This window comes from Acaryochloris sp. CCMEE 5410 (assembly GCF_000238775.2).
In the GTDB taxonomy this organism is placed as follows: domain Bacteria; phylum Cyanobacteriota; class Cyanobacteriia; order Thermosynechococcales; family Thermosynechococcaceae; genus Acaryochloris.
In genome coordinates this window covers 316,397-340,598 of sequence record NZ_AFEJ02000002.1, presented here as the reverse complement: position 1 = coordinate 340,598, position 24,202 = coordinate 316,397, and the positions used below count along the sequence as shown (strand labels likewise).

Genomic DNA, 24,202 nt, shown 5'->3' with positions numbered 1-24,202 from the left:
AATAGAGATGCTAATACTAACCTTCTACCGCCTGCAGAGACAGCATGGAAACTGATTTAAGCTTTGTAGATACGCCTGATGAACAGTTGGAGCCAGATATTACCCCCGAAGAGCTGGCTGCCGTCACCTTAGAAACACAGAAATTAGAGAAACGGCATCGACAAATCCAAGCCCAGATTTCTTTGCCCTTTTCACCTGAGCAAATCTGGGATGTCCTCATTGACTATGAAGCCCTAGCCGACTTTATTCCTAATCTGGCTAAAAGTGAGCGTATCCCTCATCCGGAAAGCATTCGCATTGAACAAATTGGCGTTAAGAATGCGTTATTTCTGAAATTCTCGGCCCGGGTTGTGCTGGATATGGTGGAAGATTTCCCCCATGCCATTCGATTTGAAATGGTTGAAGGTGACTTCAATGCCTTTGCAGGCGCTTGGGAAATGACCCAGAATGAAGATCAGTCAGGCACAACCTTAACCTACACCTTGCAAGTCTGCCCAACCCGTTTAATTCCGGTGAGAGCGATAGAAATGCAGCTAGGGAAAGACCTGCCGCGAAATCTAATCGCGATTCGTCAAAGGCTTTACCAGATCTATGGTGGCTAGCAGCTCCCCATCAAGATGATGAATGTTCTAGGTGATCTAAATCGATATTTTGGAGATCTTGCTGGAGTTGGCGTCGCGAGGGGCGACGATACCGCTTTGTTTCTAACTTGGGCTCATTTTTGATCTTGCCCCGCTTGCCGGATTTGCGCTTCGTCCGAGTTTCAGTCGTGGCTGTCATTTGCCGCTTGGCATGTTCTTCTGTTACCTCTGCCAGCAAATTCAAATAATAAGGGTAACGCTCCCAGTCGCCTCGAACGGCACAGTTGGGTTCATCCATATGTTGGCAATCCTTAAATTGACAACGGGCCTGGGAGAGCCGCTGTCGGATTTCGGGGAAACACTGGCCTAACTGAGCTGGCAGAATGTTGCCTAGGCTGGGCTGGTTAAAACCAGGGGTATCCGCTAAAAAGCCCCCCTTTGAAAGCTCAAATAGCTCGACATGGCGGGTGGTATGACGACCCTGGCCCCATCGTTCCGAGACACGTCCCACTCGCAGGTCAATGTTTGGGATGAAATGGTTGATCAGACTGGATTTGCCTACCCCTGATAGCCCTGATGCCACGGTGATGTGCTCCCTAAGGGGGCGCTCAAGGGCCTTTAACCCTACCCCCGTTTGGAGACTGATCAGAATGGGATCATAGCCCCACCGCTTCATACGATCGCGCCAGGCTTTTTGCGTCGCGTAAGAGGTTAAATCCCGCTTATTGAAACAGAGAATAATGGGGAGGTGGGTCTGTTCCGCTGTGACTAAAAATCGGGTTAATTGCTGAGGGTCTAATTTGGGCTCCGCCAAGGCAAACATCAATAGGATTTGATTGACATTGGCAATGGGCGGACGAGCGAGTTGGGACTGACGGGGGAGGATACTTGCGATCGCACCTCGTTGCCCTAACCAATCCGGTTCTTCTACAACCACTTGATCCCCGACCATGACTTGCTGCCCCAGCTTTTTGAGACGAGAGCGGCGAGTACAGAGCAGCTGACTAGAAGGGAAATTCTGTGCGGCCTGAAGCTGTACCTGATAAAAATTGGCCTGAACAGCTAACACCGTTCCTGTTAAAGGAGTATCCGTTGCTGCTCGTGCCTGCTTACTCATAGGTCAGCCGATCTGACTTGCAAAGCGTAAAAACCAGAGCAGTCCTGTAATTGTTCAATTTTATAGCCAGCCATTTTGAGGCTATCGGGTACTTGCTCAATGGGCTCGCCGGGATCTAACCAAACTTCTAACAAGGATCCAGGAGCCATTTTTTGCAAATGTAGTTTTGTGCGAACAAAATTGAGGGGGCAAGGTGTTCCCCTTAAATCAATTTGGTCATCTGATGCTGGCAAAAGCGGTGGGCTAGGCTCCGTCATCGGCCAAAAATGCCCCCGAGGAAGCCTTCGATTCCGCCTTTCCCAGTTTGCTCCGCTCGAATACTGGCAAGCTGCACCAACAACTCACGCTCTTCTGTAGAAATTCGGTTAGGAATATCAATAATGACCGTAATCAAATGGTCTCCCCGACTTACCGGATTACCTAAACGGGGAACACCGTGATTTTCCAGGGTTAAAACAGTGCCTGGTTGAGTTCCCGCAGGAATCGTAATGGTCTCTTCTCCATCCACGGTTTTTACTGGCAGTTGGGCACCTAAAATCGCCTGCAAGTAGCTGATCTTAAACTCAGATAGGACATTGGTGCCATCGCGACGAAATTCTGAGTCTTCTTGTACAAACAGATAAACATACAAATCACCAGGAGGCCCACCCTTTTGGCCCGCATCTCCTTCATTGGAGACCCGCAATCGAGTACCTGTATCTACGCCAGCTGGAATTTTGATTTGTAATTTCTTGCTGACTTGGTTTTGCCCACGTCCGCCACAGCTATCACACTTCTCTGTAACCACTTGCCCTTGACCGTTGCAAGTTGGACAAACAGACACTTGCGTAAAATTTCCCAGAGGCGTACGGGTCATCCGTCGAACTTGACCCGACCCTTGGCAAGTATTGCAGGTTTGGGGTCGAGTGCCAGGTTTTGCCCCAGTTCCTTCACACGTTTTACAGCTTTCTAGGTGAGAAATGCGAATTTGCTGTTCTCCACCAAACACGGCTTCTCTAAACTTGAGCTTGAGATCAAATCGCAGATCCTCGCCCCGCGCTGGCCCCGAACGACGTCTTCCTGATTGTGGACTCCCTCCAAAACCACTAAAAAAGGTTTCAAAGATATCTGCAAATCCACCGAAGTCGCCAAAATCTTGATAGCCCGCCCCTGCCGCAGAACTGACCCCTGCCTCACCAAACTGGTCATACCGGCCTCGCATTTGCGGATCGGACAAGGTTTCGTAGGCTTTATTGATTTCTTTAAATTTATCTTCGGCCCCGGGTTCTTTATTGACATCGGGATGATACTTACGGGCTAAACGTCGATAGGAACGCTTGAGCTCATCGGGGTCGGCGCTGCGGGAAACACCTAGAATGTCGTAGTAGTCGCGGGCCATATATGGTTCTTAACTTAGGTCACTAATTAGGCTGGCAACGCACTTAACCCCTAATCTACGGCTTCATAGTCAGTGATAACCGTATCATCAAAATCTCCAACAATGGTGGAGTCGTCATCCAACGGTGCTGAAGGTTCCGAAACTAGATCAGGCGTTACTACAGTGCTAGGTTGACTATTATAAACGTCACTCGGATTATAAACATCATTCGCCGACGGTGAGTTTGTTGCCGACTGCTGATAAACTTCAGCCCCAATATCTAAGAGTACCTGCTGGAGTGTATCTATGCGAAGCTTCAACATTTCTGCAGTGACATCAGGCTGGTCGGCTAAAACTTTAAGTTCAGCCGCTGCTTGCTCGGCCCGTTGCTTGAGTTCTGGAGAAACGGTGCTTGCATTATCCTTCAAAGTGGCACTGCAGCTATATAGCATGCTGTCAATCTGATTTTTCTGATGGGCAACTTCTTTCAACTGCCGATCTTGATCGGCATATATTTGGGCTTCCTGGCGCATTCGCTCAACTTCTAAGCTACTTAAGCCTCCGGTATTAGAGATCCGGATACTTTGTTCTCGTCCAGTGCCTTTATCTTGGGCAGAAACATTGAGAATGCCATTAGCATCGATATCAAAGGTGACTTCAATTTGTGGTACACCCCGCGGTGCCGGAGGAATGCCGGTTAATTCAAAACGACCGAGACACTTGTTATCTTTCACCATGGCCCGCTCACCTTGGTAAACCTGGATTTCTACACAGGTTTGCCCATCTGTTGCGGTAGAAAAGCTCTGTGAACGGCTGGTGGGCAAGGTTGTATTACGGTCAATGATTTTGGTAAATACCCCTCCCAAAGTTTCAATACCCATCGACAGGGGAGATACATCCAGGAGCAATAGATCCTTAACTTCCCCGCCCAGAACACCAGCTTGAATGGCAGCACCTAGGGCAATCGACTCATCAGGATTAACCGAGCGATCCGGACTTTGACCGCCAAAGTATTGTTTGACGGCTTCTTGGACTGCAGGAATCCGGGTGGAGCCTCCCACCAAGATGATGCGATCAATGTCCTCAGCTTGTAAGTCTGAATCCTTGAGAGCCCTTTCAACAGGTTCCATCGTTCCTGTTACAAGTTCAGCAGCTAACTCTTCAAATTTGGCTCGGGTTAAATCCATCTCCAAATGTTTGGGACCTGTTTCATCAGCCGTGATGAATGGCAAGTTAATGGAGGTTGTAATGGTACTAGATAGCTCGATCTTGGCTTTTTCTGCTGCTTCCCGTAATCGCTGCAGGGCCATCTTGTCTTTGGATAGATCAATCGATTCAGTTTGGCGAAAACTTTCTAACATCCATTTCAAAATGGATTCATCGAAGTCATCCCCACCGAGGTGATTGTTACCAGCAGTGGCTTTTACCTCAAAGACCCCATCTCCGAGTTGAAGGATGGAGACATCAAAGGTACCCCCTCCTAAGTCAAAGACTAAGATCTTATGGTCTTCCTCTTGCTTTTCCAGACCATAAGATAGAGAGGCTGCGGTGGGTTCATTGATGATTCGCAGAACTTCTAATCCAGCGATGGTTCCTGCATCCTTTGTGGCTTGGCGCTGGGCATCACTGAAATAAGCAGGAACGGTGATAACTGCTTGAGACACTGCCTCTCCTAAGTAGGCTTCAGCATCTTGTTTCAGTTTTTGCAGAACCATTGCTGAAATTTCCTGAGGGGTATAGTTTTTCCCTCGAATTTGAACATCAACGGTTTCATCTTTGCCAGGAACAGAGGTATAAGCGACACGAGATCTTTCCGTTTCTGTTTCCTGCCATCTACGGCCGATGAATCGCTTAATGCTGAAAATGGTGTTTTCAGCATTGGTGACTGCTTGTCGTTTGGCAAGTTGGCCAACTAGGCGGTCCCCAGATTTAGCAAAACCGACAATACTAGGGGTCGTTCTGCCCCCCTCAGTATTGGGGATAACGACCGGTTTTCCCCCTTCAAGAACAGCAACACAGCTATTCGTTGTTCCTAGATCAATACCAATGACCTTACCCATAACTTTTTCGCAGCAAACAGCAATTATGCTTGATTAAATGTATTGAGCTTTCTAAAATGCTCCTCATACTGTAGGGTGCCTCATCTGCCCATGAATTTAATCAACCTTCTGCAAATTAACCCAAGAAACAGGTGAGAAGAGAATGATTCAGACCCTGGCAAAGTTATTCAGAGACAGCATTTTCGGCTTCCTCAGCTACTTCTTCCTCAGTAACTGCTTCTGGCTCTTCTTGCTCTAAAGGAGCAGCAACCTTTACCATGGCATGCCGTAGAACTTGTTCACCTAATAAGTATCCACTGACTAATTCTTCAACAACCATACCTTCTTCGAATTCGTTAGTGGGTTCCCGCATTACAGCTTCGTGGAGATTAGGGTCAAAGGGTTGTCCTTTAGAACGCATGGGTGCAACTCCAATTCGCTTCAAACAATCCACTAATTGTTTGTAGACCCCTTGGTAACTGTTATGAATGTTTTCTTCTTGATCGGTTTGAGGTTTGATATGAGATCTGGCCCGATCAAAGCTATCAATAACGGGAAGAAGCTCACTGAGTGTTTCTCGTTTCACCCGTTGTTCTAAATCTGTTTTCTCTCGCGCCGTACGTCTACGAAAGTTTTCGAAATCCGCTGCGATTCGGACATATTGACTGGTGCGCTCGTCTAACTGACTTTTTAAGGTTTCAACTTCTGTTGCTAACTGAGATAGTGCTTCTGATGAGTCTTCTTGCTCAGGTATGGATGTTTCTTCCGGTGAGGCAGTCGAGCTATGGGGGGCGTCATCAGACGAAGCAGATGAAACCAGTTCTTCTAAAGCATCTAAAGGCAACTCTTCAGAGTCGTCTACCACTAATTCTTCGTACTCTGAGTTTGACTCTTCCTGATGAAGCGAAGATTCATCTGAGTAACCTACATCATTAGCCTCAGTATTCTCGTGCTGCTTCGCGTCTTCGCTCATGATGCTCCTGTTTTCTTTACTTCCATCAACAAACAGTTTGGTTAACAGTTCTACAACCTTAATGTGTTGTGATCTTTAACGAACATGTTTCAGTGTAATTAATCGTATGGTATCTCAGACCTGCTCAAATATGAGAGTATTAAACCTCCCCAAGGGCTGGGAGCCTTAGTACTGCTGATGATTTAAGCCTCAATATAGTAGCCTGCCTTTCAGTTGTTTCCACAATTTGATTTTATATTGCTATTCCAATTCTGAGTAGAGAGTTGAACCAGAAAATCATCAAATATCGATAATTTGAACAATCTAAGCTTACTAAGGCTAGTAATGGAGCCTAATGGTAGAAAAAGGCTGAGAATATTAACGTTAAGAATATTTTAAACCTATATATACTCTAGCAGTTGCTCTTGGAATCTCCCTTGGATCAGAGGCCTGAAGTTTGGCTAACTTGGACTCTAAAATTGCTGATGTCGAGGGAAATGGAATTCTTGATACCCAGGAAGATTGTAAAAACCTCAAAAAATGTGGGCATGCTGAGAACAGCCTCGCCATTGCCTCGACTTGGCAAGGAAGTCTATTTTCAAGCTTACATATCCACGGTTAGGTCTTTCGCTTTCATCGCTATGGTTAACTCTTCCTCACAGCGGCGTGCTCTCGTTACTCGGCACAATTTTTCCCCTTTTGGCAACAAGCTGATTTCAACAGGTTATGTTGACCAAGACCAAATGCGGGAAGCGACCCTAGAAAGTCGACGCTCAGGACGTTCACTTGTCGAAATTCTTCAAGGACTCACTGGACAGTCTTTACCACCAGAACTTCTACGCCAATATAAACGACAACAACTTTTTGAACTAAAAATACTGTATGGTATCGACTCTTTAGATCTTGAGTTAAGCCAAATTCCAACGGATCAGATCGAAGAATTGATCCAGAATTATATTTCTCTAGACCTCTGTCGACGCTATCAGATGGTCCCCCTGACCCTTGATAAAGAAACGGATCCGGCAACATTGCTGGTGGCAATGGTTGATCCAGATAATTTAGGTGCCCTGGACGATCTAGGACGTATTCTCAGGGAGAAAAATCTAACCTTGCAACGCATGGTAATTGCGGTTGAGGACTATCAGCAACTTATTAGTAAGTATCTTGATCAGCAAGCGGCTGAGCAAAAAGCGAATGAAAAGCCGATTGAGTTCGATTTAGATGATGACTTAGATGCGATCGCAGGTTTAGACGATCTCCCTAGTGATGAACTTGAAACGGACTTGGGGGCTGCTCTTCAGGATGCGGAAACAGCTCCCATCATTGGTCTAGTTAACAAAATTCTGGCTAAAGCTTTACAGAACGGTGTCTCTGATATTCATATTGAACCCCAAGAAGATCATCTTCGGATTCGATTCCGTAAAGACGGTGTGCTTCAACAGGCCTTTGACCCACTGCCTAGAAAAATCATTCCTGCAGTCATATCCCGTTTCAAAATCATTTCAGAGCTCGACATTGCCGAGCGCCGCCTTCCGCAAGATGGTCGTATCCGGCGACTTTTTCAAGGACGCAAGATTGACTTTCGAGTGAATACCTTACCAAGCCGATATGGAGAGAAGATTGTACTTCGTATTCTGGATAACTCCTCGACTCAACTGGGTTTAGACAAACTTGTTTCAGATGAAGATAGTCTAAACATTGTCAGAGAAATGGTCAGTCGACCGTTTGGACTAATTTTGGTGACAGGACCGACTGGTTCTGGTAAAACAACGACTCTCTATTCTGCCTTAGCCGAATGTAATCACCCAGGCGTTAACATCAGTACTGCTGAGGACCCGATTGAATATACTCTCCCAGGTTTAACCCAGGTTCAGGTGATTCGAGAGAAAGGAATGGATTTTGCCTCAATCTTGAGAGCTTTTCTAAGACAAGATCCAGATGTCATTCTAGTGGGTGAGACCCGAGATAAAGAAACGGCAAAAACAGCTATTGAGGCTGCGCTAACGGGCCACCTTGTGTTAACAACCCTGCATACGAATGATGCGGCTAGTGCGGTTGCTCGCCTGGCAGAGATGGAAGTTGAGCCTTTTATGGTTTCTGCATCCTTACTGGGTGTTGTTGCCCAGCGTTTGGTTCGGCGAGTATGCTCAGACTGCAAAATCCCTTATCACCCTACTCCCACTGAGCTTGGCCGATTTGGGTTATCTGCTTCTCCTGGAACAGAGATTACCTTTTATAAAGCTAATACTCTCTCAGCTGATGAACTTCAAACTGCCCAAGCTACCGGGCAAACGGTTTGTTCAACTTGTAATGGTATTGGTTATAAAGGGCGTTGTGGTGTCTATGAAGTCATGCAGATCACTGAAACTCTGCAAACACTAATTACTGAGGGAGCCCCTACCGAGCGGATTAAAGAAGTAGCAGTTGAAGAAGGAATGAAAACCCTTCTGGCCTACAGTCTTGAACTAGTTAAGAAAGGGGATACTACTCTCGCTGAAGTTGAACGAGTTACCTTTACAGATAGTGGCTTAGAAGCTGAACTTAAGGCTAAGCGCAAAACATCTCTAACTTGTCGAGTCTGTGATGCAGATTTAAGGCCTGAGTGGTTGGATTGCCCCTATTGCACGACACCAAGATTCCAAGATTAATACAGGAATCCATGAAATATTTTTTGTATTTGCTGAATCAATCAATTTACGCTAGCTGAGACTATTAAGAGGCTATTTATGGACTACATGATTGAAGATCTGATGGAAGAGGTCGTTGAGCGGGGAGGCTCCGATTTACACCTCTCAGTAGGCTTACCTCCCTACATTCGTATCAACGGAAAATTAACTCCTACTGATTATGATCCGCTCAGTCAAGAGCAATGTCAGCGTCTTATCTTTAGCATGCTGAATAACACTCAACGTAAGCAGCTAGAGCAAACATGGGAACTAGATTGTTCCTATGGTGTGAGGGGGCTAGCTCGGTTTAGGGTAAATGTCTATAAAGACCGAGGGACTTATGCTGCGGCATTGCGTGCTCTTAGCTCTAAAATTCCTTCTATCGAAACATTAGGACTACCCAATATTGTCCGAGAAATGTCGGAAAAACCACGAGGGTTGGTCCTCGTTACGGGGCCTACCGGTTCAGGGAAAACAACAACCCTTGCCTCTATGATTAACAATATCAATCTAACTCGGGCTGAGCATATTCTTACGGTGGAGGATCCCATCGAATTTGTTTATGAACCCATTAAAAGTTTGATTCATCAACGTCAGGTTGGTGAAGATACCAAAAGCTTTGCGAATGCGCTACGAGCAGCTCTTCGTGAAGATCCAGATGTTATTCTGGTTGGGGAAATGCGGGATCTCGAAACCATTCAACTTGCTATCTCTGCAGCAGAAACAGGTCACTTGGTTTTTGGGACACTTCATACCAGTTCAGCTGCCCAAACGGTCGATCGAATGGTAGATGTCTTTCCACCTGAGCAACAGACTCAAGTTCGAGTGCAATTGTCTAACTCTTTAGTAGCTGTATTTAGCCAAACGCTGGTGACACGAAAGAACCCAAAACCAGGCGAGTTTGGGCGAGTCATGGCCCAAGAAATTATGGTATCAACACCTGGAATTGCTAACTTAATTCGGGAAGGGAAAACGTCCCAGATCTATTCTGCGATTCAAACTGGTGGAAAGTTGGGGATGGTAACGTTGGAAAAAGTTTTAGCAGAACTGTATCGTGCAGGTACGATTTCCTTTGAATCTGCTGTATCAAAAACCTCCCGACCTGATGAAATGCAACGCCTTATGGGGGCAGCTCCTATGGGGAATCAACGTGGCTCTGGTGCCGCATCCTATCGGCGATAAGCATTGAGTATAAACCTAACATTCGTTCTTTCTTCATTTACTGCTGAGAATTGAGTTATGCCAACTTACGTCGTCCGTGCGCGAGACTCTCAAGGAAAATCAAGCCAAAAAAGGGTAAACGCAACCTCTCAAAAAGAAGCTCGTTCTAATATCCAGCGCCAAGGGCTACAGATCCTTGATATAAAGGAATCTCAAGGCTTCAGCATGAATGCTGAGCTGGATCTGAGTTTTCTTCAGTCCATCACTGTTAAAGATAAAGCTTTGTTCTCGAGACAGTTTTCAGCTTTAGTCAATGCCGGGGTTGCATTGGTAAGGGGCTTGGGAGTTATGTCTGAACAGTGTAAGAATCCTAAGCTTAAAAAGGCACTTCTAGATGTCAATGCTGCTGTCCAACAAGGCGTTAGCTTATCAGATGCTATGAGGGGCCACCCTGCTGCTTTCGATCAGCTATATGTTGCCATGATTCAAGCAGGTGAAACAGGTGGTGTTTTGGATGAGGTTCTCAATCGTCTAGCCACTTTGCTGGAAGATCAAGCGCGTTTGAAAAATCAGATTCGATCAGCGCTAGCATATCCAGTTGTCGTTGGTTTTATCGCTGTTTCAATCTTTTTGGGAATGGTTATTTTCCTTATCCCAGTATTTGATGGCATATTTAGCCAATTAGGTGGTGACTTACCTGCGTTTACTCAATTTATGGTGAATCTCAGCGAATTTTTGCGGACACCGATTTATGGGATTTCAGCTGCAATTGTTGTTTTTGGATCCACATTTGCCCTTCGGCAGTACTATCGAACCCGAGCAGGCAGAGAAACTATTGATCGAATCATGCTTAAGTTGCCTCTGTTTGGTGATCTGATTCAAAAGACGGCTGTGGCTAGATTTTGTCGAACTTTTGGGTCACTTTCTCGTTCAGGTGTGCCTATTCTCTATTCTCTCGAAATTGTTCGTGATACTGCAGGAAACCAGGTTGTATCTAACGCTATTGATGAAGCTCGACGAGAAATTCAAGGGGGTGGCATGTTGAGCTTAGCGTTGCAAAAAGAAAAAGTATTTCCTCTCCTAGCGACTCAAATGATCAATGTTGGGGAAGAAACAGGAGAGATTGACAAGATGCTTATGAAGGTTGCTGATTTTTATGAAGATGAAGTCGAACAGGCGGTTAAAGCCATGACTAGTGTGATGGAACCCTTGATGATCGTTGTTTTAGGAGGTATGGTTGGTTCCATTCTTGTGGCTATGTATTTACCTATGTTCAAGATCTTCGATCTAATCGGTTAATAAAGGGCTATTCAGTAATTTACTCGGTTTAAGTGTGATTTACGCTAAAATTCGCTAGCTCCTAATACATATTGTAAGCAAGCTCTATCGACTAAGAGATAGAGCTTGCTTACAATATGTATTAGGAATTTCTTTGAGTGTTGAATTTTTAGCACAGAATTATAAAAAGCTTGAACTAGAGTGATGTCGATGGATTCAAATTTCTACCAGTTGCTAGATCTTTCTCCTGGAGCTTCTAGTGATGAGATCCATGATGCTTATCGAAGAAAGAGCAAGGTTTACCATCCCGACACAACGGCTTTACCCAAGGAAACTGCGATCCAAAAATTTCAACAACTTAATGATGCATATAGTGTTTTGAGTAGTCCTGAACTAAGAAAATCATATGATTATCGTTTAGGTGTTTCGCCTGCCAAATATACCTCCGTGCAGAAGGTGCGCAGTTCAGATAATCCAGTGGCATCTTCACAGGTTCAAATCCAAGAACGTCCTTTGTCTTCTGGCGAGCTTGTTGCATTATTAATTTTGTGTATAACCTTCTTAGGGTGTTTAATCTTGGCTGTGGTGTTGGGTTTTGCCCGTGGAGAAATGATGTTTGTAGGACTTGCTACTCTTTACCTGATATGAATTTGAAATTTTCTTTAGGAGTTTGTAAGACGATTCTCTCTATTGCTTTTTAGCATATGATGATGTGGTTTTAGGAAGATTTAGTATTGAACCTCGTTTGATGAGTTATGGGCATCTTCAACTCTCCTTCATTGACCTCGTGTTTTTCTTTATAATTAAGCACCCAACTATTGATCAATTTGGGAGTATGTCACCTTCGTGTCTGAGTGTTTATACTCATTTCAGTAATTCCTGCTAGCCTTGATTTCAGATGCCAAGCTGTTACTTTCAAAATTTATATACTTGCAAAGGTGACATACTCTCGATCAATTTGTGTCTAAGTTGTAAGAGTTAGCTAATGACTGAATCCTGTTTGCCAGATCCTAAAACTCCGCTGTATAATCATCCTCTTCCTCAAATTGAGCTATGGCTTCACCAGCTTGGATGCCACCAAGATTCTCAGGATTTGCATCTTTGGCGTGTTGAGCGCGATCAGTGGAAGGCAGAAATATGGCTAGATATCGAGGAGTTGTCTGTTGTATACGTGCCAGCTGTTTCCACTGAACGCGATATTCAACGAACCTTCAAGTACTCTTTAAGCCGCCAAGATATTGAGGATGCAGTGTTTTCTGGTCCTTAGTGGTATCACTTGGCCTAAGCTTGAGATATGCTAAAACTCCTAGTTTTCCGTGAGTGAAAACCTGTATTCTTCAGTAGAAGAACCTTAAAAAATGGACTTAATTTGAACTGGGCTTACTTAGGCTTATCAGTAATTTATGCAAAATATGCAGCATCTTACTAAATAATTAGTTGACTTTACCAAATCTTCGATGCCTATCTTGGAAGTCTTTAAGGGCTTGATGGAACTCATCTCGATCGAAGTCTGGCCATAGGGTCTTGGTAACATAGAGTTCAGCATAGGCCATTTGCCACAAGAGGAAATTACTGACTCTCATTTCTCCACTGGTTCGAATTAACAGGTCTGGGTCTATAATTCCGGCTGTATATAGATGCCGTTCAAATAAGCTTTCATCAATATCATCCAGGTTGATTTGATTATGCTGAACTTTAGAGGCAATATTGCGGCATGCTTGAATAATTTCTCTACGACCTCCGTAATTAGTGGCGACGATAAATTTGATGGTGTGATTGTCTTTTGTCGCAGTCATCGCTCGCTGTATTTCTGTTTGTAGCGTCAATGGCAGAGCTTCTAAATCACCGACAAAGTGTATTTGTACGCCTTCATCAATCATCTCTTGTAATTCGCGACGCAAAACCCTTTCAAATAGCATCATCAAGAATTCCACTTCATCAAGCGGACGTCCCCAATTCTCTGTGGAAAAAGCATACGCTGTGAGTGCTTGGACTCCCCAATCTTTGCAACAACGCAGGAGTGACTTCAGGGTATCTACTCCACGACGATGTCCGACAATGCGGGGTAATCCTCTCTGCTTGGCCCATCGCCCATTACCATCCATGATGACGGCGACATGTTTGGGCAGTCGCTGAACATCTAGGTCTGAAGGGAGTTGCTTTGGAAGACTTGAATTTAACGTCATATATTCTTGCGAGATTTGAGCAATGGGAATATGAGAGAAAGCAAAGAAAAGATTTGTTTTCTGATTTTCCTGCCTAAACTTCTCAAGCTTGGGGTGACAACTTCTCTATCCACAGATAAGATTAATCGATCAGCCAACAGTTCTCTCAATTTACTGCTAGTTAAAGGGCGTCTCAGTATACCTTGTTCAGCCAGGGAGATGGAGCCGGTCTCTTCGGAAACGACGATACAGACACAATTATCAACCCGTTCTGTGATCCCCATCGCTGCACGGTGGCGAGTGCCTAATTGGCGAGAAGCGGTCTGTTCAGAAATAGGTAGAATAACGCCAGCTGAAACGATCCTGTCCCCTCGGATCAATAGGGCACCATCGTGTAACAAGGTAGTTGTTTGAAAAATGGTTTGGATGAGCTCCCGAGAAATTTCTGCACTTAACTTTATTCCTGGTACTGAAAAGTCTCGTTCATCAATCGGAATATTTCGAGTTTCAATGATGAGTAAAGCGCCGGTCCGATTTTGGGAGAGTTCTTTAATTGCATCAACAATTTCATCGATGATGTTATCTGGATTTTGGGTGACCTGCTGCGCGGGACGTAACATTTTCAACAGTTCGCCTCTTCCCAATTGCTCCAGAAATCGTCGGACTTCTGATTGCAGAATGACGGCCATGGCTACGGCAGAGCCAATGAGTAAGAAAGTGAGTAATTGGTTGAGGTAATTGAATTGCAGTAGTTTGCTAGCAACGGTTGCTAGAACAAGAAAAACGACACCTCTTACCATCCATAGGGTTCGCCGCTCAGCAATGACTAAGAGCAGCATATACGTTAAAGCTAAAGCGAGGCTGATATCAATTAAGGAACGAAAGGTCTGAACCCAGTCATGGTTTATCAGCCATTCCTTAACCCCGTCCATGCCTTTGGCCTAACCTTTTCGTATACCTATGTCAGTTTAGCGTTATCAGTAATTAGTGCAATATTTAGTAAATAGAGGGCTAGCTTGGTTATCGCTATGAGGTTTAACCAACCTATTGCTCTAGATGTCTTGGCAAACAATCTTGACGAATAAGGTCTTGATAAGTTTCTCTCTTAAGAATTAAGTTGGCATCTCCGTTTTGTACCAGAACGGCAGCAGGTCGAGAGATTCGATTGTAATTGGATGCCATGCTGTAATTGTATGCTCCTGTTCCCATTACAACCAGAATATCTCCAGGGAGACTTGGAGGAAGAGGGATATCTTTCAGCAAAACATCCCCAGATTCACAATGTTTACCTGCTACGGTGACGATTTCTGTTGCAGAAGAGTCCATGTGGTTGGCAATGGCAGCACTGTAAACGGATTGGTACGTAATGGGGCGGGGATTATCGGACATTCCACCATCTACAGAAAGATAAGTGCGGATATCGGGAATGTTCTTTTTGGCTCCCACCGTGTAAGCCGTAATGCAGGATGTACCTACTAGGGAGCGTCCTGGTTCGCAGAGTAGCTTTGGAAGTGGAATATTGGCTGTTTGGCAGGCTTGTGCAATGCCGTTGCAGACGATCTCTGACCATTGAGCGATACTGGGTGGGTCATCTGACTCAACATAACGAATACCTAAACCGCCACCGATGTTGAGTTCGTTCATGGATAAGCCTAAAGCTTGTGCTTTAGCTAACCACTCGACAATCACACTGGTGAGATCTTGATGAGGTTGCAGCTCAAAGATTTGAGACCCAATATGAGCATGAAAGCCAACCCAAGTAATTTGAGGGTTTTTTTGAGCGAAGGACAAGACCTGATCGATTTGGTTCGGGTCAAAACCGAATTTACTATCTAGATGGCCTGTTCGAATATATTCATGAGTATGGCATTCAATACCAGGGGTAATTCTGAGCATGACCCGAGGAGGGTTTGGCAAGGCATCGATTGTGGCGAGAATTTCTGTGAGTTGTTCTAATTCAAGCCAGTTATCCGCAATGATGGTACAGCCACAAGACAGCGCCATTTCCAGCTCAGGCACTGATTTGTTATTGCCGTGAAAATAGATCGTTTCAGGATCCACACCTGCTTGTAGGGCGGTGTATAGTTCACCCCCTGATACTACATCTAGTCCTAAGCCCTCATTAGCGACTAGTGCGGAGATAGCCATACAGCTCCAGGCTTTGGAGGCGTAGAGGATTTGAGATGGCCCAGGATAGAATTTTTGAAATGAGAGACGGTACTGTTGGCATGCAGTCCTTAGGGTGAGTTCATCTACGATGTAAAGGGGAGAGCCAAATTGCTTAACGAGATCGGTAACCAAACATCCACCAATAACCATCTGTCCTGCTTGATCAATTTCGGCAGATAGAGGAAGTATTTGCTGGTTGGGAGAGGTCTCCGCGATTGGAGTAGATGAGCTGATATCTGGTGGTTGGAGGGATACCATAAACTAACCGGAATGGGCTTAGACTTTGCCAGGATAGGATTGAACTCGGTACGAGCCATCCGAGGATCTTATCATATTCAGATGTCTCTATTGCCGTGTCTAGAGTGGGCGTGGAGTGTGGGGTACAGATTATGAGGAAGTACTGAGCATGATTTTTGCAGTCTGCTCTTTCATGTGCTTAAAACAGCTTTCTGGCTTTCTAATTTAGCTTGAAGGGGGTCGGGGATATTAGACAAGAAGTCATACCCCGTTTCTTGTTCTAAATGGTCAACGGTGACAATGTACCGTTGCCATTCATGGGATTTAATCCCCTGCTTATTGGGAATATCAACGGCAATTACTGGAGTATTGGTAGAAATACCCTTTACACCTAATGTTGTTTCATCCATTACGACGATGATTTTCCAGAGGCTTTGGGGAGGAGTGACTTTTCCTTTTGCGATCGCAGCTCGTTTCCCATATCCTCCCGCAATAATGAATAGCTCTTTGCCTTCATCCACTAAATCTCGACAGTAATTCTCCAGGTCAACCCATGGCCCTCGGTTGTTATCTGGCCGCTGGGGCACAATATTGGTCATGACGAAGGTTGCAGAATTGTTGACTTCTGAATTAGTTCGATCACCAGAAGGAGCCATATGCCCTCGATCATAGCCACTCCGGCTATAGTCTCTCGAATCAACTTTCTCCCATTTTGGCGGCAAGCTTTGATCCGCTCGAAAATCATTGCGACGTTCGACGTCTCCTAACCAAGTCTGATCCAGCTGCCAACTCACCCAGTTGGGAATTCCCTTGCTGCGGTTGTAAGACAGGGCAAATTGAGGCTTTTTTATCAAATAATTATTACTATTGGCCAAGACGACTCTGGCTTGACTAGGATTCCCGAGAGCTAAGTGGTCAACCTTTGATTGGGGGAAGGTTGAGAAGAAACTACATCCGGTCAAGATTGAAAAACATAGAAAAGTCGTGATCGGTAGATGCGAACGCATCATCAATCCCACAATCTTCCTTGCCCAACTAACAGGGAGTGATCTGAAGAGCCGTATCACTATTTCTCAATCCATAATTGAAAGCAATGGTTGCATCTGGTTCTTATTCTAGGAGCAACGATTTGAAGGTAAGCCATTGGAAGCTAAGGGACTATTGAGCTGACTGCTTTAATTCTGTCATCGTAAATAGGGGATGGAGCGTTAAACCTTCAGCATTTAGATTGGCTTGTCCACCGGCTTCACGATCAATGACACACATGACATCCGTAACCGTAGCGCCTAGGGAACGTAAGTCCTGGGCTGAAAGTTTGATCTGTCCACCTGAAGTCACCACATCTTCAATGATGACTAGCCGTTTTCCTTCAATTTCTCCTCCCTCCGCTAGTTTGCAGGTACCGTACGGTTTCGCCTTCTTTCTGACAAAAAGGGATGGATATCCACTGATTTGAGATAGCATTGCCACAATCGGAATGCCGCCCATTTCCAAACCGGCTAAGGCATCCACAGGAGTGGGGAGCATGGCGGCTAAATGTTCGGCGATGGCCTTCAACAAAGTTGGATTTGCTTCAAATAAATATTTATCAAAATACTCATGGCTCACTTGCCCCGATCGCAGTAAAAACTCACCTGTGATATGGGACGTTTCATAAATTGCTTTTGCCAGATCTGCTTTGTTCATCAAAATTTGTGGAAATTGAGCTAACGTTAATTAGTTTAGGTGCTAGGCACCCTCTTGGAACTGCTTATATAGGTAAGACACTGGATTATGTCAGACCTACCTCAAACACAAAAGAAAAGAGCCCCTATGAACCGTACATTGACCCTCAGTACGGCAGACCGAGAGCGGTTGAGATTGAAACTCGTCAAAAATATTACAAAAACATCGCCAAAGGTAGATATTACAGTTCAAGGAGATTGCCTCGATATAGCTCCCAAACTGCCTCAAAGCAGTATCAACTTGCTGATTCTTGACCCACCTTACAACCTGAACAAAGTCTTTAATGGTCGAACGTTTGCCAAGCAATCTGTTGCAGCCTATACCGAATGGTTAGATCATATTTGTTCTAAGCTCAAACCCCTACTACGTCCTGATGCCTCGATATATATCTGTGGTGACTGGTTCTCATCGGCTTCAATTTTCACAGTTGCAACTTCTCATTTTCAGGTCCGTAACCGGATTACATGGGAGCGCGAGAAAGGGAGAGGTGCCCGTTCTAATTGGAAAAATGCAAGCGAAGATATTTGGTTTTGCACAAATTCGAACACATACACCTTTAATAGTCAAGCTGTGAAGCAACGGCGACGGGTACTAGCCCCCTATCGACGTCCAGATGGGTCTCCTAAAGATTGGTCTCAAACGGAAAATGGCAACTTTAGAGATACCTTTGCGTCTAATTTATGGACTGATATTTCGATACCTTTTTGGTCCATGCCAGAAAATACGGATCACCCCACTCAAAAAAGCGAGAAATTAGTTGCAAAGCTTATACTGGCCAGTAGCAACCCTGGAGATACTGTGCTAGATCCTTTCTTGGGCAGTGGCACAACGTCTGTTGTGGCTAAAAAACTGCAAAGACAATTTATCGGTATAGAAATTGATGAGGAGTATTGCTTGTTGTCCGAACGGCGTATCGAACTAGCTGACTCTCACCCAACCATTCAAGGATTTGCCCAAGAAATTTTCTGGGAACGAAATACAATAATTTCCCAAGTGCCTCAGTGATTTTTGACCGAAGGGGGGAAACCATGTATGTGCCAATTATTGGACATCCAGTTCTACTTCTCAAATCTTCACCGAGGAATGGTTTAATGCAAAAAGTAATGTTCCATTCCAGGGAATATGAGATGGTAACCTTCAAGGAAATTTGCCATTTGCATAGCTGAAAGCTAAATTATCCTCAACCCTTTGCTCTGAAATGAATTAAGAAGACCCCATATTGCCAATGAGTAATGAGTATACAGATGAAAGCATCGATATCCGCAACTACCTCCGCATACTTAGACGTCGATGGATACCTGCAACGGCTGTATTTGGCTCGGTTTTTGTTCTAACTGCATTGGCAACATTTTTGCAAAAGCCTGTTTATGAAGCAGAAGGTAAGCTTCTACTTAAGAAACAAAGTGCATCCATTTCTGATTTGGAGATAGGAGGGCTGGGTGCCCTAGAAGCGTTGTCTACCAAAAGTAGTCCGGTCCAAACAGAAGCAGAGATTATTCGCTCAGAACCGATTCTAAGACAAACCATTACTGCGCTGAAGTTAGTCGATGATGAGGATCAACCTCTAGAAACCAAGGACTTCCTAGAAGCCTTGAATGTTTTTAATGTTAGGGATACCGATGTCCTAAAGGTCACCTACAAAAGCATTGATCCAAAAGAGTCCGCTGATGTTGTCAATCGGCTAATGAATGACTATCTCAAGAATAATATTGAAACGAATCGAGCTGAAGCGGCCTCGGCAAGGGTATTTATTGAAAAACAGGTTCCAGAGGTTGCCGCAAAACTGAAAAATCTGGATCTCTCTTTACGACGGTTTAAAGAAAAGAACGGAATTATTGCTTTAGAAGAAGAAGCTAAGGTGTCTGTGGAGGTTGAAGGCGAGTTTTACAAAGAAACGGCTAAAATGCAAAGCCTTCTTATTAATGCGAGGGCAAAAAGCCGTGCGCTTAGAAACAAGTTGGGGCTTTCTCCCCAGCAAGGCGAAGATATCAATGCCTTGAGCCAATCGACAGTGGTTCAGCAAGCGCTGGCCGACTACCAAGAAAATGAGCGAAAACTGGCTGAAGCCCAAAAAGTTTTTCAACCGAACCATCCCACCATTCTTGACCTTAAAGATAGAAGAACTGCTCTTAAAGCGGTGTTGGGAAAGCAAACAAGCGAGATTGTCGAGAGCAATCAAGCCCAGCCGCTTCGCAATCTTCAAGCAGGCGAATCTCGGCAATCTTTAACGGATGCTTTGGTTGAAGCTGAAGTTGAGCGCTTAGGGTTGGAGAAACAAGTGCTTTCTTTGGCTCAAACCCAAGCTGAAAACAAGCGTCGGCAAGGCGTAATCCCTCAGTTAGAGCAGCAATTAATTGCTCTAGAGCGGGATAGGATTGTTGCTCAAACGACCTATGAGGAATTATTAAAAGCATTGCAGCAAATTACGATTAGTGAGAACCAAAATATTGGCAATGTTCGAATTATCGCTGCTGCACTCCAACCCAAAGAACCAATTGCTCCCCGTAAAGTGTTTAACCTTGCAGTGGGTTTTATTCTAGGTGGGCTGCTGGGAATTGGGACTGCACTGCTATTGGAAGCGCTGGATACTTCTGTTAAGACAGTCCAAGAAGCAAAAGATCTATTTGACTATACAGTTCTAGGTAATATTCCATTACTGAAAGATGCTGAAAAGATGACCCGTAAGGGGTTGGATCGTCCCACCCCTGATTTGGTAGTTCGAGATTCTCCTCGTTCTTCCGTGAGTGAATCCTATCGAATGTTGCAGGCAAATCTTAAGTTCCTGAGCTCGGATCACCATGTACAGGTTTTTGTGGTCACCAGTTCCATTCCTAAAGAAGGGAAATCAACCGTTGTGGCCAACTTGGCTTTAGCGTTGGGTGAACTGGGGCACCGAGTCTTAGTTATCGATGCTGATATGAGACGCCCCTCTCAACACCAAGTTTGGGAATTGCCAAACACATTGGGATTAAGTAACGTTTTGGTGGAGCAAAAAGATTGGCATGAATCTATCCGCCCTGAGGATGATCAGCTTGATATTCTCACGGCAGGGGTTACCCCTCCTAACCCAGTGCCTTTAATTGACTCCCATCACATGGCTGTATTGCTTGAAGAATTTCATCAAGCCTATGATTACGTACTGATTGATTCTCCACCCCTAGCCGTTGCCGCCGATGCCCTATTACTCGGTAAAATGACGGACGGTATTCTCTTAGTAACTCGTCCAGGCTTAGTGGACACTGGCTCTGCTCAATCTGCAAAAGATGCATTGGAACGTGCTGGCCAGAAGGTTTTAGGACTTGTCATTAATGGTGTTATACCTGAAAACGAGCCAGATAGTTATTATTATTACTATGCTCAAGATTATTATGGAGAGAATTCCGGGGGCGAACAGTCAAAAGCCAAGAAAAAAAAGAAAAAAGCTGATGTTAATGCCGTAGAGCGCTCCTAAATTCCTCACTGATTATGATTATGAAATCTTCCAATGTTGTCTGGCATCAATCTACCGTCACACGCCAGAACCGACAGGAGCAAAATGGCCACCTGAGTGCGATTCTTTGGTTTACGGGACTATCTGGTGCGGGTAAATCGACATTGGCTCACGCCGTTGAAGATGCCCTATGTAAGATGAATTGCCGAACTTTTGTTATCGATGGAGATAACATTCGTCACGGTTTATGCGCGGATCTCGGTTTTTCGAGTGAGGATCGAGTTGAAAATATTCGCCGAATTGGTGAAGTCGCTAAACTATTTACGGAAGCAGGCATCATTGTTTTGTCGGCATTTATTTCTCCGTTTCGAGCCGATCGAGATCGTGTTCGAGAATTGGTTCCAGAAGGTGACTTTATTGAAATATATTGCCAAGCGAGTCTAGAAGTCTGTGAAGGGCGAGATGTAAAAGGGTTATATAAGAAGGCTAGATCGGGAGAAATCCCTAACTTTACAGGTATTTCTTCTCCCTATGAGTCACCTGAAGAACCAGAGATCATTGTGAAGACGGGAGAAGATTCCCTAGAGGCTTGTGCACAGCAGGTGATTGAATTTTTACAGGTGCGGGGGATTGTTCAACCCACCTCTGCTTAGCTAAGGTAAATTGACGAGTCAATTACTAAAAAACAAAATATCATGACAATTCTGGTTACGGGGGGAGCCGGTTTTATTGGTGCAAACTATGTTTTGCGCAAGCGGCAAAATGATGAAGGCTTGGTATTGAACCTAGATAAGTTGACCTATGCAGGTCACTTATCCACTTTAGATTCCCTGAAGTCTGATCCAGGCCATATCTTTATTCAAGGGGATATTGGTGATCGCCAGCTTGTTGAGGACTTGCTAACTCAGTATCATCCTAGGGCTATTCTCAATTTTGCGGCTGAAACCCATGTGGACCGCTCCATTGATGGCCCAGATGCCTTTATCCAAACGAATATTGTTGGCACTTTCAACCTATTAGAAACGGTTCGGTCCTACTGGCAGAACCTCTCTGTTGCTGAAAAAAACAGCTTTCGGTTTCTGCATGTTTCGACGGATGAAGTCTTTGGCACCCTCTCGGCTGCAGATCCTCCGTTCTCGGAATCGACGGCCTATGCTCCTAATAGCCCTTATTCCGCCTCCAAAGCCAGCTCCGATCACCTGGTGCGATCTTATTTCCACACTTACAATCTGCCAACGTTAATTACCAACTGTTCTAATAACTACGGCCCTTATCAATTTCCTGAAAAGTTAATTCCTTTGATGATCTTGAATGCAATTGAGGGCAAGCCGTTGCCTGTATATGGAGATGGGGAAAATATTCGAGATTGGCTCTTTGTGGAAGATCACTGTCGAGCCATAGACCTGGTGTTGACTCAAGGGGAGATGGGTGAAACCTATAATATTGGTGGGAATGCAGAAAAAACGAATCTCTGGCTCGTCCAACAAATCTGTGCAATTTTGGATGATCTGCTCCCTCATTCAGCCCACAGCCCCCATGCGAATTTAATTACTTTTGTGCAGGATCGACCGGGACATGATCGACGATATGCGATCAATTTTTCTAAAATCAATCAACATCTAGGTTGGTCTCCGCAAGTCACTATTGAGTTTGGATTAAGGAAAACGGTGCAGTGGTATTTAGACCATCAGGCATGGTGTGATCAGGTTACATCCGACCAGTATGAACGCCAACGGTTGGGATTAACGGCTGTCCAGCAGTAATAGACCTTTGCCCATGTTACACATCTCCAGTCAGATGGGCATAGTTTGAAGAAAGAACGCTGCAGTTATATATTGCCGAGATAATACTGATGAAAGGAATTATTCTGGCTGGTGGTTCAGGTACTAGACTTTATCCCATTACTCGGGTGCTATCTAAACAGCTCATGCCTGTATACGATAAGCCCATGATTTACTATCCCCTCTCAACCTTAATGTTGGCGGGGATTCGGGACATTCTGATTATCTCTACCCCTCAAGACTTACCGTTGTTTCAGCGATTATTTGGAGATGGTCATCAGCTGGGATTAACCCTTTCCTATGCAGAACAACCTAAACCTGAAGGTTTGGCCCAAGCGTTTATTATTGGTCAGGACTTTATTGGTGATGATTCGGTTGCCCTGATTCTTGGAGATAATATTTTTTATGGAGCAGCTCTAGCAGAGCGACTTCAGAAAATATCGCGACTCACTAAGGGGGGGATTGTGTTTGGCTATTGGGTCAAGGATCCACAGCGGTACGGCGTGTTAGCCTTCGATCAACAGGGGCAGGTTACGGATATTGAGGAAAAACCCCAGCACCCGAAATCTCATTATGCAGTGACGGGGCTTTATTTTTATGACAACCAAGTGGTTGATATTGCTAAAGCTTTGAAGCCTTCAGCTAGAGGGGAATTAGAAATAACGGATGTCAATACCACTTATCTTCAACGGGGACAATTAAAAGTCGAGAAAATGAGTCGTGGGGTGGCGTGGCTAGATACGGGAACCCATGAAAGTTTGCTGCAAGCGGCTGCCTTTGTAGAGACGATGGAACAACGACAAGGGTTGAAGATTGCCTGTGTGGAAGAGGTGGCCTATCGGATGGGATATATCTCAGCCGCTCAAGTCAAAGAATTAAGTCGAGATTTGTGCAAGAACAGTTATGGAGAGTATCTCCTGAGAGTGTTGGAAGAGGGAGATCAACCCCTGTGAATGTGATAGAAACGCCTTTGCCGGGTGTGTTAGTGATTGAACCTCGTGTATTTTCGGACCAACGGGGCTTTTTCTTGGAAACCTATCATCGCCAACGGTATACAGCATCTGGTATTGATGAGGTTTTTGTGCAAGATAATCATTCTCGATCTGCCCATGGAACATTGCGAGGGCTCCACTTTCAGCTGAAGTCTCCCCAAGGAAAATTAGTCAGGGTGAGTGCGGGGGAGGTTTTTGATGTAGCTGTTGATATCCGACGGGGTTCACCCTATTTTGGCCAATGGTTTGGGGAGTATCTTTCTAGTGAAAACAATAAGCAGATGTATGTTCCACCTGGTTTTGCCCATGGCTTTTGTGTCCTAAGCGAGATGGCAGATTTTATGTATAAATGTAGTGATTTTTACGATCCAACGGATGAGCAAGGGGTGGCTTGGGATGATCCGGCCTTGGCTATAGACTGGCCTATTGACCAGCCGATCCTCTCGCAGAAAGATGCTGCGTTACCTAACATGTCGGAGCTGATGGATTGTTTGCCTCGGTTTGCAATGTCTCAGGTTTAGCGAAAAAGGATTGAATGGGTAAAGCCCGAGC

Annotated in this window: 22 protein-coding genes; 12 read left to right on the top strand and 10 right to left on the bottom strand. The window is 44.8% G+C overall.

The features are described from left to right. Window positions 1–44: 44 nt before the first annotated feature. Window positions 45–602: an SRPBCC family protein gene (locus ON05_RS22390; protein ID WP_010473402.1), complete on the top strand. Its 558-nt coding sequence runs from the start codon at window positions 45–47 to the stop codon at window positions 600–602. 10 nt (window positions 603–612) lie between these two features. On the opposite strand, the gene rsgA is transcribed toward ON05_RS22390, so the two are convergent. The 5 genes from rsgA to grpE all read right to left on the bottom strand — a co-directional run bounded on the left by rsgA (window position 613) and on the right by grpE (window position 6,067). Then, window positions 613–1,698: a small ribosomal subunit biogenesis GTPase RsgA gene (rsgA, locus tag ON05_RS22385; protein WP_010473401.1), complete on the bottom strand. Its 1,086-nt coding sequence runs from the start codon at window positions 1,696–1,698 to the stop codon at window positions 613–615. After that, on the bottom strand, window positions 1,695–1,955 hold the full coding sequence (locus ON05_RS22380; protein WP_010473398.1) for a sulfurtransferase TusA family protein: 261 nt from the start codon (window positions 1,953–1,955) through the stop codon (window positions 1,695–1,697). Before ON05_RS22380 ends, rsgA begins: the two co-directional genes overlap by 4 nt. Continuing rightward, window positions 1,952–3,076: a molecular chaperone DnaJ gene (dnaJ, locus tag ON05_RS22375; RefSeq protein ID WP_010473396.1), complete on the bottom strand. Its 1,125-nt coding sequence runs from the start codon at window positions 3,074–3,076 to the stop codon at window positions 1,952–1,954. Before dnaJ ends, ON05_RS22380 begins: the two co-directional genes overlap by 4 nt. Window positions 3,077–3,126: 50 nt before the next feature. Then, window positions 3,127–5,115 (bottom strand): molecular chaperone DnaK, encoded by a 1,989-nt coding sequence (gene dnaK, locus ON05_RS22370; RefSeq protein ID WP_010473394.1) that lies wholly within the window; start codon window positions 5,113–5,115, stop codon window positions 3,127–3,129. Window positions 5,116–5,278: 163 nt separating this feature from the next. Beyond that, window positions 5,279–6,067: a nucleotide exchange factor GrpE gene (gene grpE, locus ON05_RS22365; RefSeq protein WP_010473392.1), complete on the bottom strand. Its 789-nt coding sequence runs from the start codon at window positions 6,065–6,067 to the stop codon at window positions 5,279–5,281. Window positions 6,068–6,687: 620 nt separating this feature from the next. On the opposite strand from grpE, the gene ON05_RS22360 reads away from it, so the two are divergent. The 5 genes from ON05_RS22360 to ON05_RS22340 all read left to right on the top strand — a co-directional run bounded on the left by ON05_RS22360 (window position 6,688) and on the right by ON05_RS22340 (window position 12,418). Then, window positions 6,688–8,694, top strand: a complete 2,007-nt coding sequence (locus ON05_RS22360; protein WP_010473390.1) for a GspE/PulE family protein — start codon at window positions 6,688–6,690, stop codon at window positions 8,692–8,694. Between the two features lie 78 nt (window positions 8,695–8,772). Further along, the gene (locus ON05_RS22355) at window positions 8,773–9,894 is read left to right on the top strand and encodes a type IV pilus twitching motility protein PilT (protein ID WP_010473388.1); all 1,122 of its coding nucleotides are present in this window, start codon (window positions 8,773–8,775) and stop codon (window positions 9,892–9,894) included. Between the two features lie 57 nt (window positions 9,895–9,951). Then, window positions 9,952–11,172 (top strand): type II secretion system F family protein, encoded by a 1,221-nt coding sequence (locus tag ON05_RS22350; RefSeq protein ID WP_010473386.1) that lies wholly within the window; start codon window positions 9,952–9,954, stop codon window positions 11,170–11,172. A 189-nt stretch (window positions 11,173–11,361) separates the two neighbouring features. Continuing rightward, the gene (locus tag ON05_RS22345) at window positions 11,362–11,799 is read left to right on the top strand and encodes a J domain-containing protein (RefSeq protein ID WP_010473384.1); all 438 of its coding nucleotides are present in this window, start codon (window positions 11,362–11,364) and stop codon (window positions 11,797–11,799) included. 337 nt (window positions 11,800–12,136) lie between these two features. Next, window positions 12,137–12,418, top strand: coding sequence for a DUF3143 domain-containing protein (locus tag ON05_RS22340; protein ID WP_010473382.1), 282 nt, complete (start codon window positions 12,137–12,139; stop codon window positions 12,416–12,418). 166 nt (window positions 12,419–12,584) lie between these two features. Here ON05_RS22340 and ON05_RS22335 read toward each other — a convergent pair whose 3' ends face one another. The 5 genes from ON05_RS22335 to pyrE all read right to left on the bottom strand — a co-directional run bounded on the left by ON05_RS22335 (window position 12,585) and on the right by pyrE (window position 17,408). Beyond that, window positions 12,585–13,337 carry an isoprenyl transferase gene (locus ON05_RS22335; RefSeq protein WP_010473380.1) on the bottom strand — a complete coding sequence of 251 codons (753 nt, stop codon included), beginning with the start codon at window positions 13,335–13,337 and terminating at the stop codon, window positions 12,585–12,587. Next, window positions 13,334–14,248, bottom strand: coding sequence for a diadenylate cyclase CdaA (gene cdaA, locus ON05_RS22330; protein ID WP_010473377.1), 915 nt, complete (start codon window positions 14,246–14,248; stop codon window positions 13,334–13,336). The genes ON05_RS22335 and cdaA overlap by 4 nt, the downstream gene beginning before the upstream one ends. A 112-nt stretch (window positions 14,249–14,360) precedes the next feature. Then, window positions 14,361–15,743, bottom strand: coding sequence for a diaminopimelate decarboxylase (gene lysA, locus ON05_RS22325; RefSeq protein ID WP_010473376.1), 1,383 nt, complete (start codon window positions 15,741–15,743; stop codon window positions 14,361–14,363). A gap of 170 nt (window positions 15,744–15,913) precedes the next feature. Further along, a complete protein-coding gene (locus ON05_RS22320) occupies window positions 15,914–16,729 on the bottom strand; it encodes a DNA/RNA non-specific endonuclease (RefSeq protein WP_010473374.1) in 816 nt (271 codons plus the stop codon). Between the two features lie 151 nt (window positions 16,730–16,880). Next, window positions 16,881–17,408 (bottom strand): orotate phosphoribosyltransferase, encoded by a 528-nt coding sequence (gene pyrE / locus ON05_RS22315; RefSeq protein WP_010473373.1) that lies wholly within the window; start codon window positions 17,406–17,408, stop codon window positions 16,881–16,883. Window positions 17,409–17,534: 126 nt separating this feature from the next. On the opposite strand from pyrE, the gene ON05_RS22310 reads away from it, so the two are divergent. The 6 genes from ON05_RS22310 to rfbC all read left to right on the top strand — a co-directional run bounded on the left by ON05_RS22310 (window position 17,535) and on the right by rfbC (window position 24,171). After that, on the top strand, window positions 17,535–18,452 hold the full coding sequence (locus tag ON05_RS22310; RefSeq protein ID WP_010473372.1) for a site-specific DNA-methyltransferase: 918 nt from the start codon (window positions 17,535–17,537) through the stop codon (window positions 18,450–18,452). Between the two features lie 220 nt (window positions 18,453–18,672). Continuing rightward, entirely contained in the window at window positions 18,673–20,898 is a 2,226-nt protein-coding gene (locus tag ON05_RS22305) for a polysaccharide biosynthesis tyrosine autokinase (RefSeq protein WP_262562300.1), read from the top strand. A gap of 14 nt (window positions 20,899–20,912) precedes the next feature. Then, on the top strand, window positions 20,913–21,530 hold the full coding sequence (cysC, locus tag ON05_RS22300) for an adenylyl-sulfate kinase (RefSeq protein ID WP_010473370.1): 618 nt from the start codon (window positions 20,913–20,915) through the stop codon (window positions 21,528–21,530). Between the two features lie 42 nt (window positions 21,531–21,572). Next, window positions 21,573–22,640 (top strand): dTDP-glucose 4,6-dehydratase, encoded by a 1,068-nt coding sequence (rfbB, locus tag ON05_RS22295; protein ID WP_010473369.1) that lies wholly within the window; start codon window positions 21,573–21,575, stop codon window positions 22,638–22,640. 89 nt (window positions 22,641–22,729) lie between these two features. Then, the gene (rfbA, locus tag ON05_RS22290) at window positions 22,730–23,611 is read left to right on the top strand and encodes a glucose-1-phosphate thymidylyltransferase RfbA (protein WP_010473368.1); all 882 of its coding nucleotides are present in this window, start codon (window positions 22,730–22,732) and stop codon (window positions 23,609–23,611) included. After that, the gene (rfbC, locus tag ON05_RS22285) at window positions 23,608–24,171 is read left to right on the top strand and encodes a dTDP-4-dehydrorhamnose 3,5-epimerase (protein WP_010473367.1); all 564 of its coding nucleotides are present in this window, start codon (window positions 23,608–23,610) and stop codon (window positions 24,169–24,171) included. The genes rfbA and rfbC overlap by 4 nt, the downstream gene beginning before the upstream one ends. Window positions 24,172–24,202 lie beyond the last annotated feature (31 nt).

Bases quoted from the DNA above. Each gene is read 5' to 3' on its own strand.
- ON05_RS22390 (WP_010473402.1), top strand. From the start codon at position 45: ATGGAAACTGATTTAAGCTTTGTAGATACGCCTGATGAACAGTTGGAG.
- rsgA (WP_010473401.1), bottom strand. From the start codon at position 1,698: ATGAGTAAGCAGGCACGAGCAGCAACGGATACTCCTTTAACAGGAACG.
- ON05_RS22380 (WP_010473398.1), bottom strand. From the start codon at position 1,955: ATGACGGAGCCTAGCCCACCGCTTTTGCCAGCATCAGATGACCAAATT.
- dnaJ (WP_010473396.1), bottom strand. From the start codon at position 3,076: ATGGCCCGCGACTACTACGACATTCTAGGTGTTTCCCGCAGCGCCGAC.
- dnaK (WP_010473394.1), bottom strand. From the start codon at position 5,115: ATGGGTAAGGTCATTGGTATTGATCTAGGAACAACGAATAGCTGTGTT.
- grpE (WP_010473392.1), bottom strand. From the start codon at position 6,067: ATGAGCGAAGACGCGAAGCAGCACGAGAATACTGAGGCTAATGATGTA.
- ON05_RS22360 (WP_010473390.1), top strand. From the start codon at position 6,688: ATGGTTAACTCTTCCTCACAGCGGCGTGCTCTCGTTACTCGGCACAAT.
- ON05_RS22355 (WP_010473388.1), top strand. From the start codon at position 8,773: ATGGACTACATGATTGAAGATCTGATGGAAGAGGTCGTTGAGCGGGGA.
- ON05_RS22350 (WP_010473386.1), top strand. From the start codon at position 9,952: ATGCCAACTTACGTCGTCCGTGCGCGAGACTCTCAAGGAAAATCAAGC.
- ON05_RS22345 (WP_010473384.1), top strand. From the start codon at position 11,362: ATGGATTCAAATTTCTACCAGTTGCTAGATCTTTCTCCTGGAGCTTCT.
- ON05_RS22340 (WP_010473382.1), top strand. From the start codon at position 12,137: ATGACTGAATCCTGTTTGCCAGATCCTAAAACTCCGCTGTATAATCAT.
- ON05_RS22335 (WP_010473380.1), bottom strand. From the start codon at position 13,337: ATGACGTTAAATTCAAGTCTTCCAAAGCAACTCCCTTCAGACCTAGAT.
- cdaA (WP_010473377.1), bottom strand. From the start codon at position 14,248: ATGGACGGGGTTAAGGAATGGCTGATAAACCATGACTGGGTTCAGACC.
- lysA (WP_010473376.1), bottom strand. From the start codon at position 15,743: ATGGTATCCCTCCAACCACCAGATATCAGCTCATCTACTCCAATCGCG.
- ON05_RS22320 (WP_010473374.1), bottom strand. From the start codon at position 16,729: ATGCGTTCGCATCTACCGATCACGACTTTTCTATGTTTTTCAATCTTG.
- pyrE (WP_010473373.1), bottom strand. From the start codon at position 17,408: ATGAACAAAGCAGATCTGGCAAAAGCAATTTATGAAACGTCCCATATC.
- ON05_RS22310 (WP_010473372.1), top strand. From the start codon at position 17,535: ATGAACCGTACATTGACCCTCAGTACGGCAGACCGAGAGCGGTTGAGA.
- ON05_RS22305 (WP_262562300.1), top strand. From the start codon at position 18,673: ATGAGTAATGAGTATACAGATGAAAGCATCGATATCCGCAACTACCTC.
- cysC (WP_010473370.1), top strand. From the start codon at position 20,913: ATGATTATGAAATCTTCCAATGTTGTCTGGCATCAATCTACCGTCACA.
- rfbB (WP_010473369.1), top strand. From the start codon at position 21,573: ATGACAATTCTGGTTACGGGGGGAGCCGGTTTTATTGGTGCAAACTAT.
- rfbA (WP_010473368.1), top strand. From the start codon at position 22,730: ATGAAAGGAATTATTCTGGCTGGTGGTTCAGGTACTAGACTTTATCCC.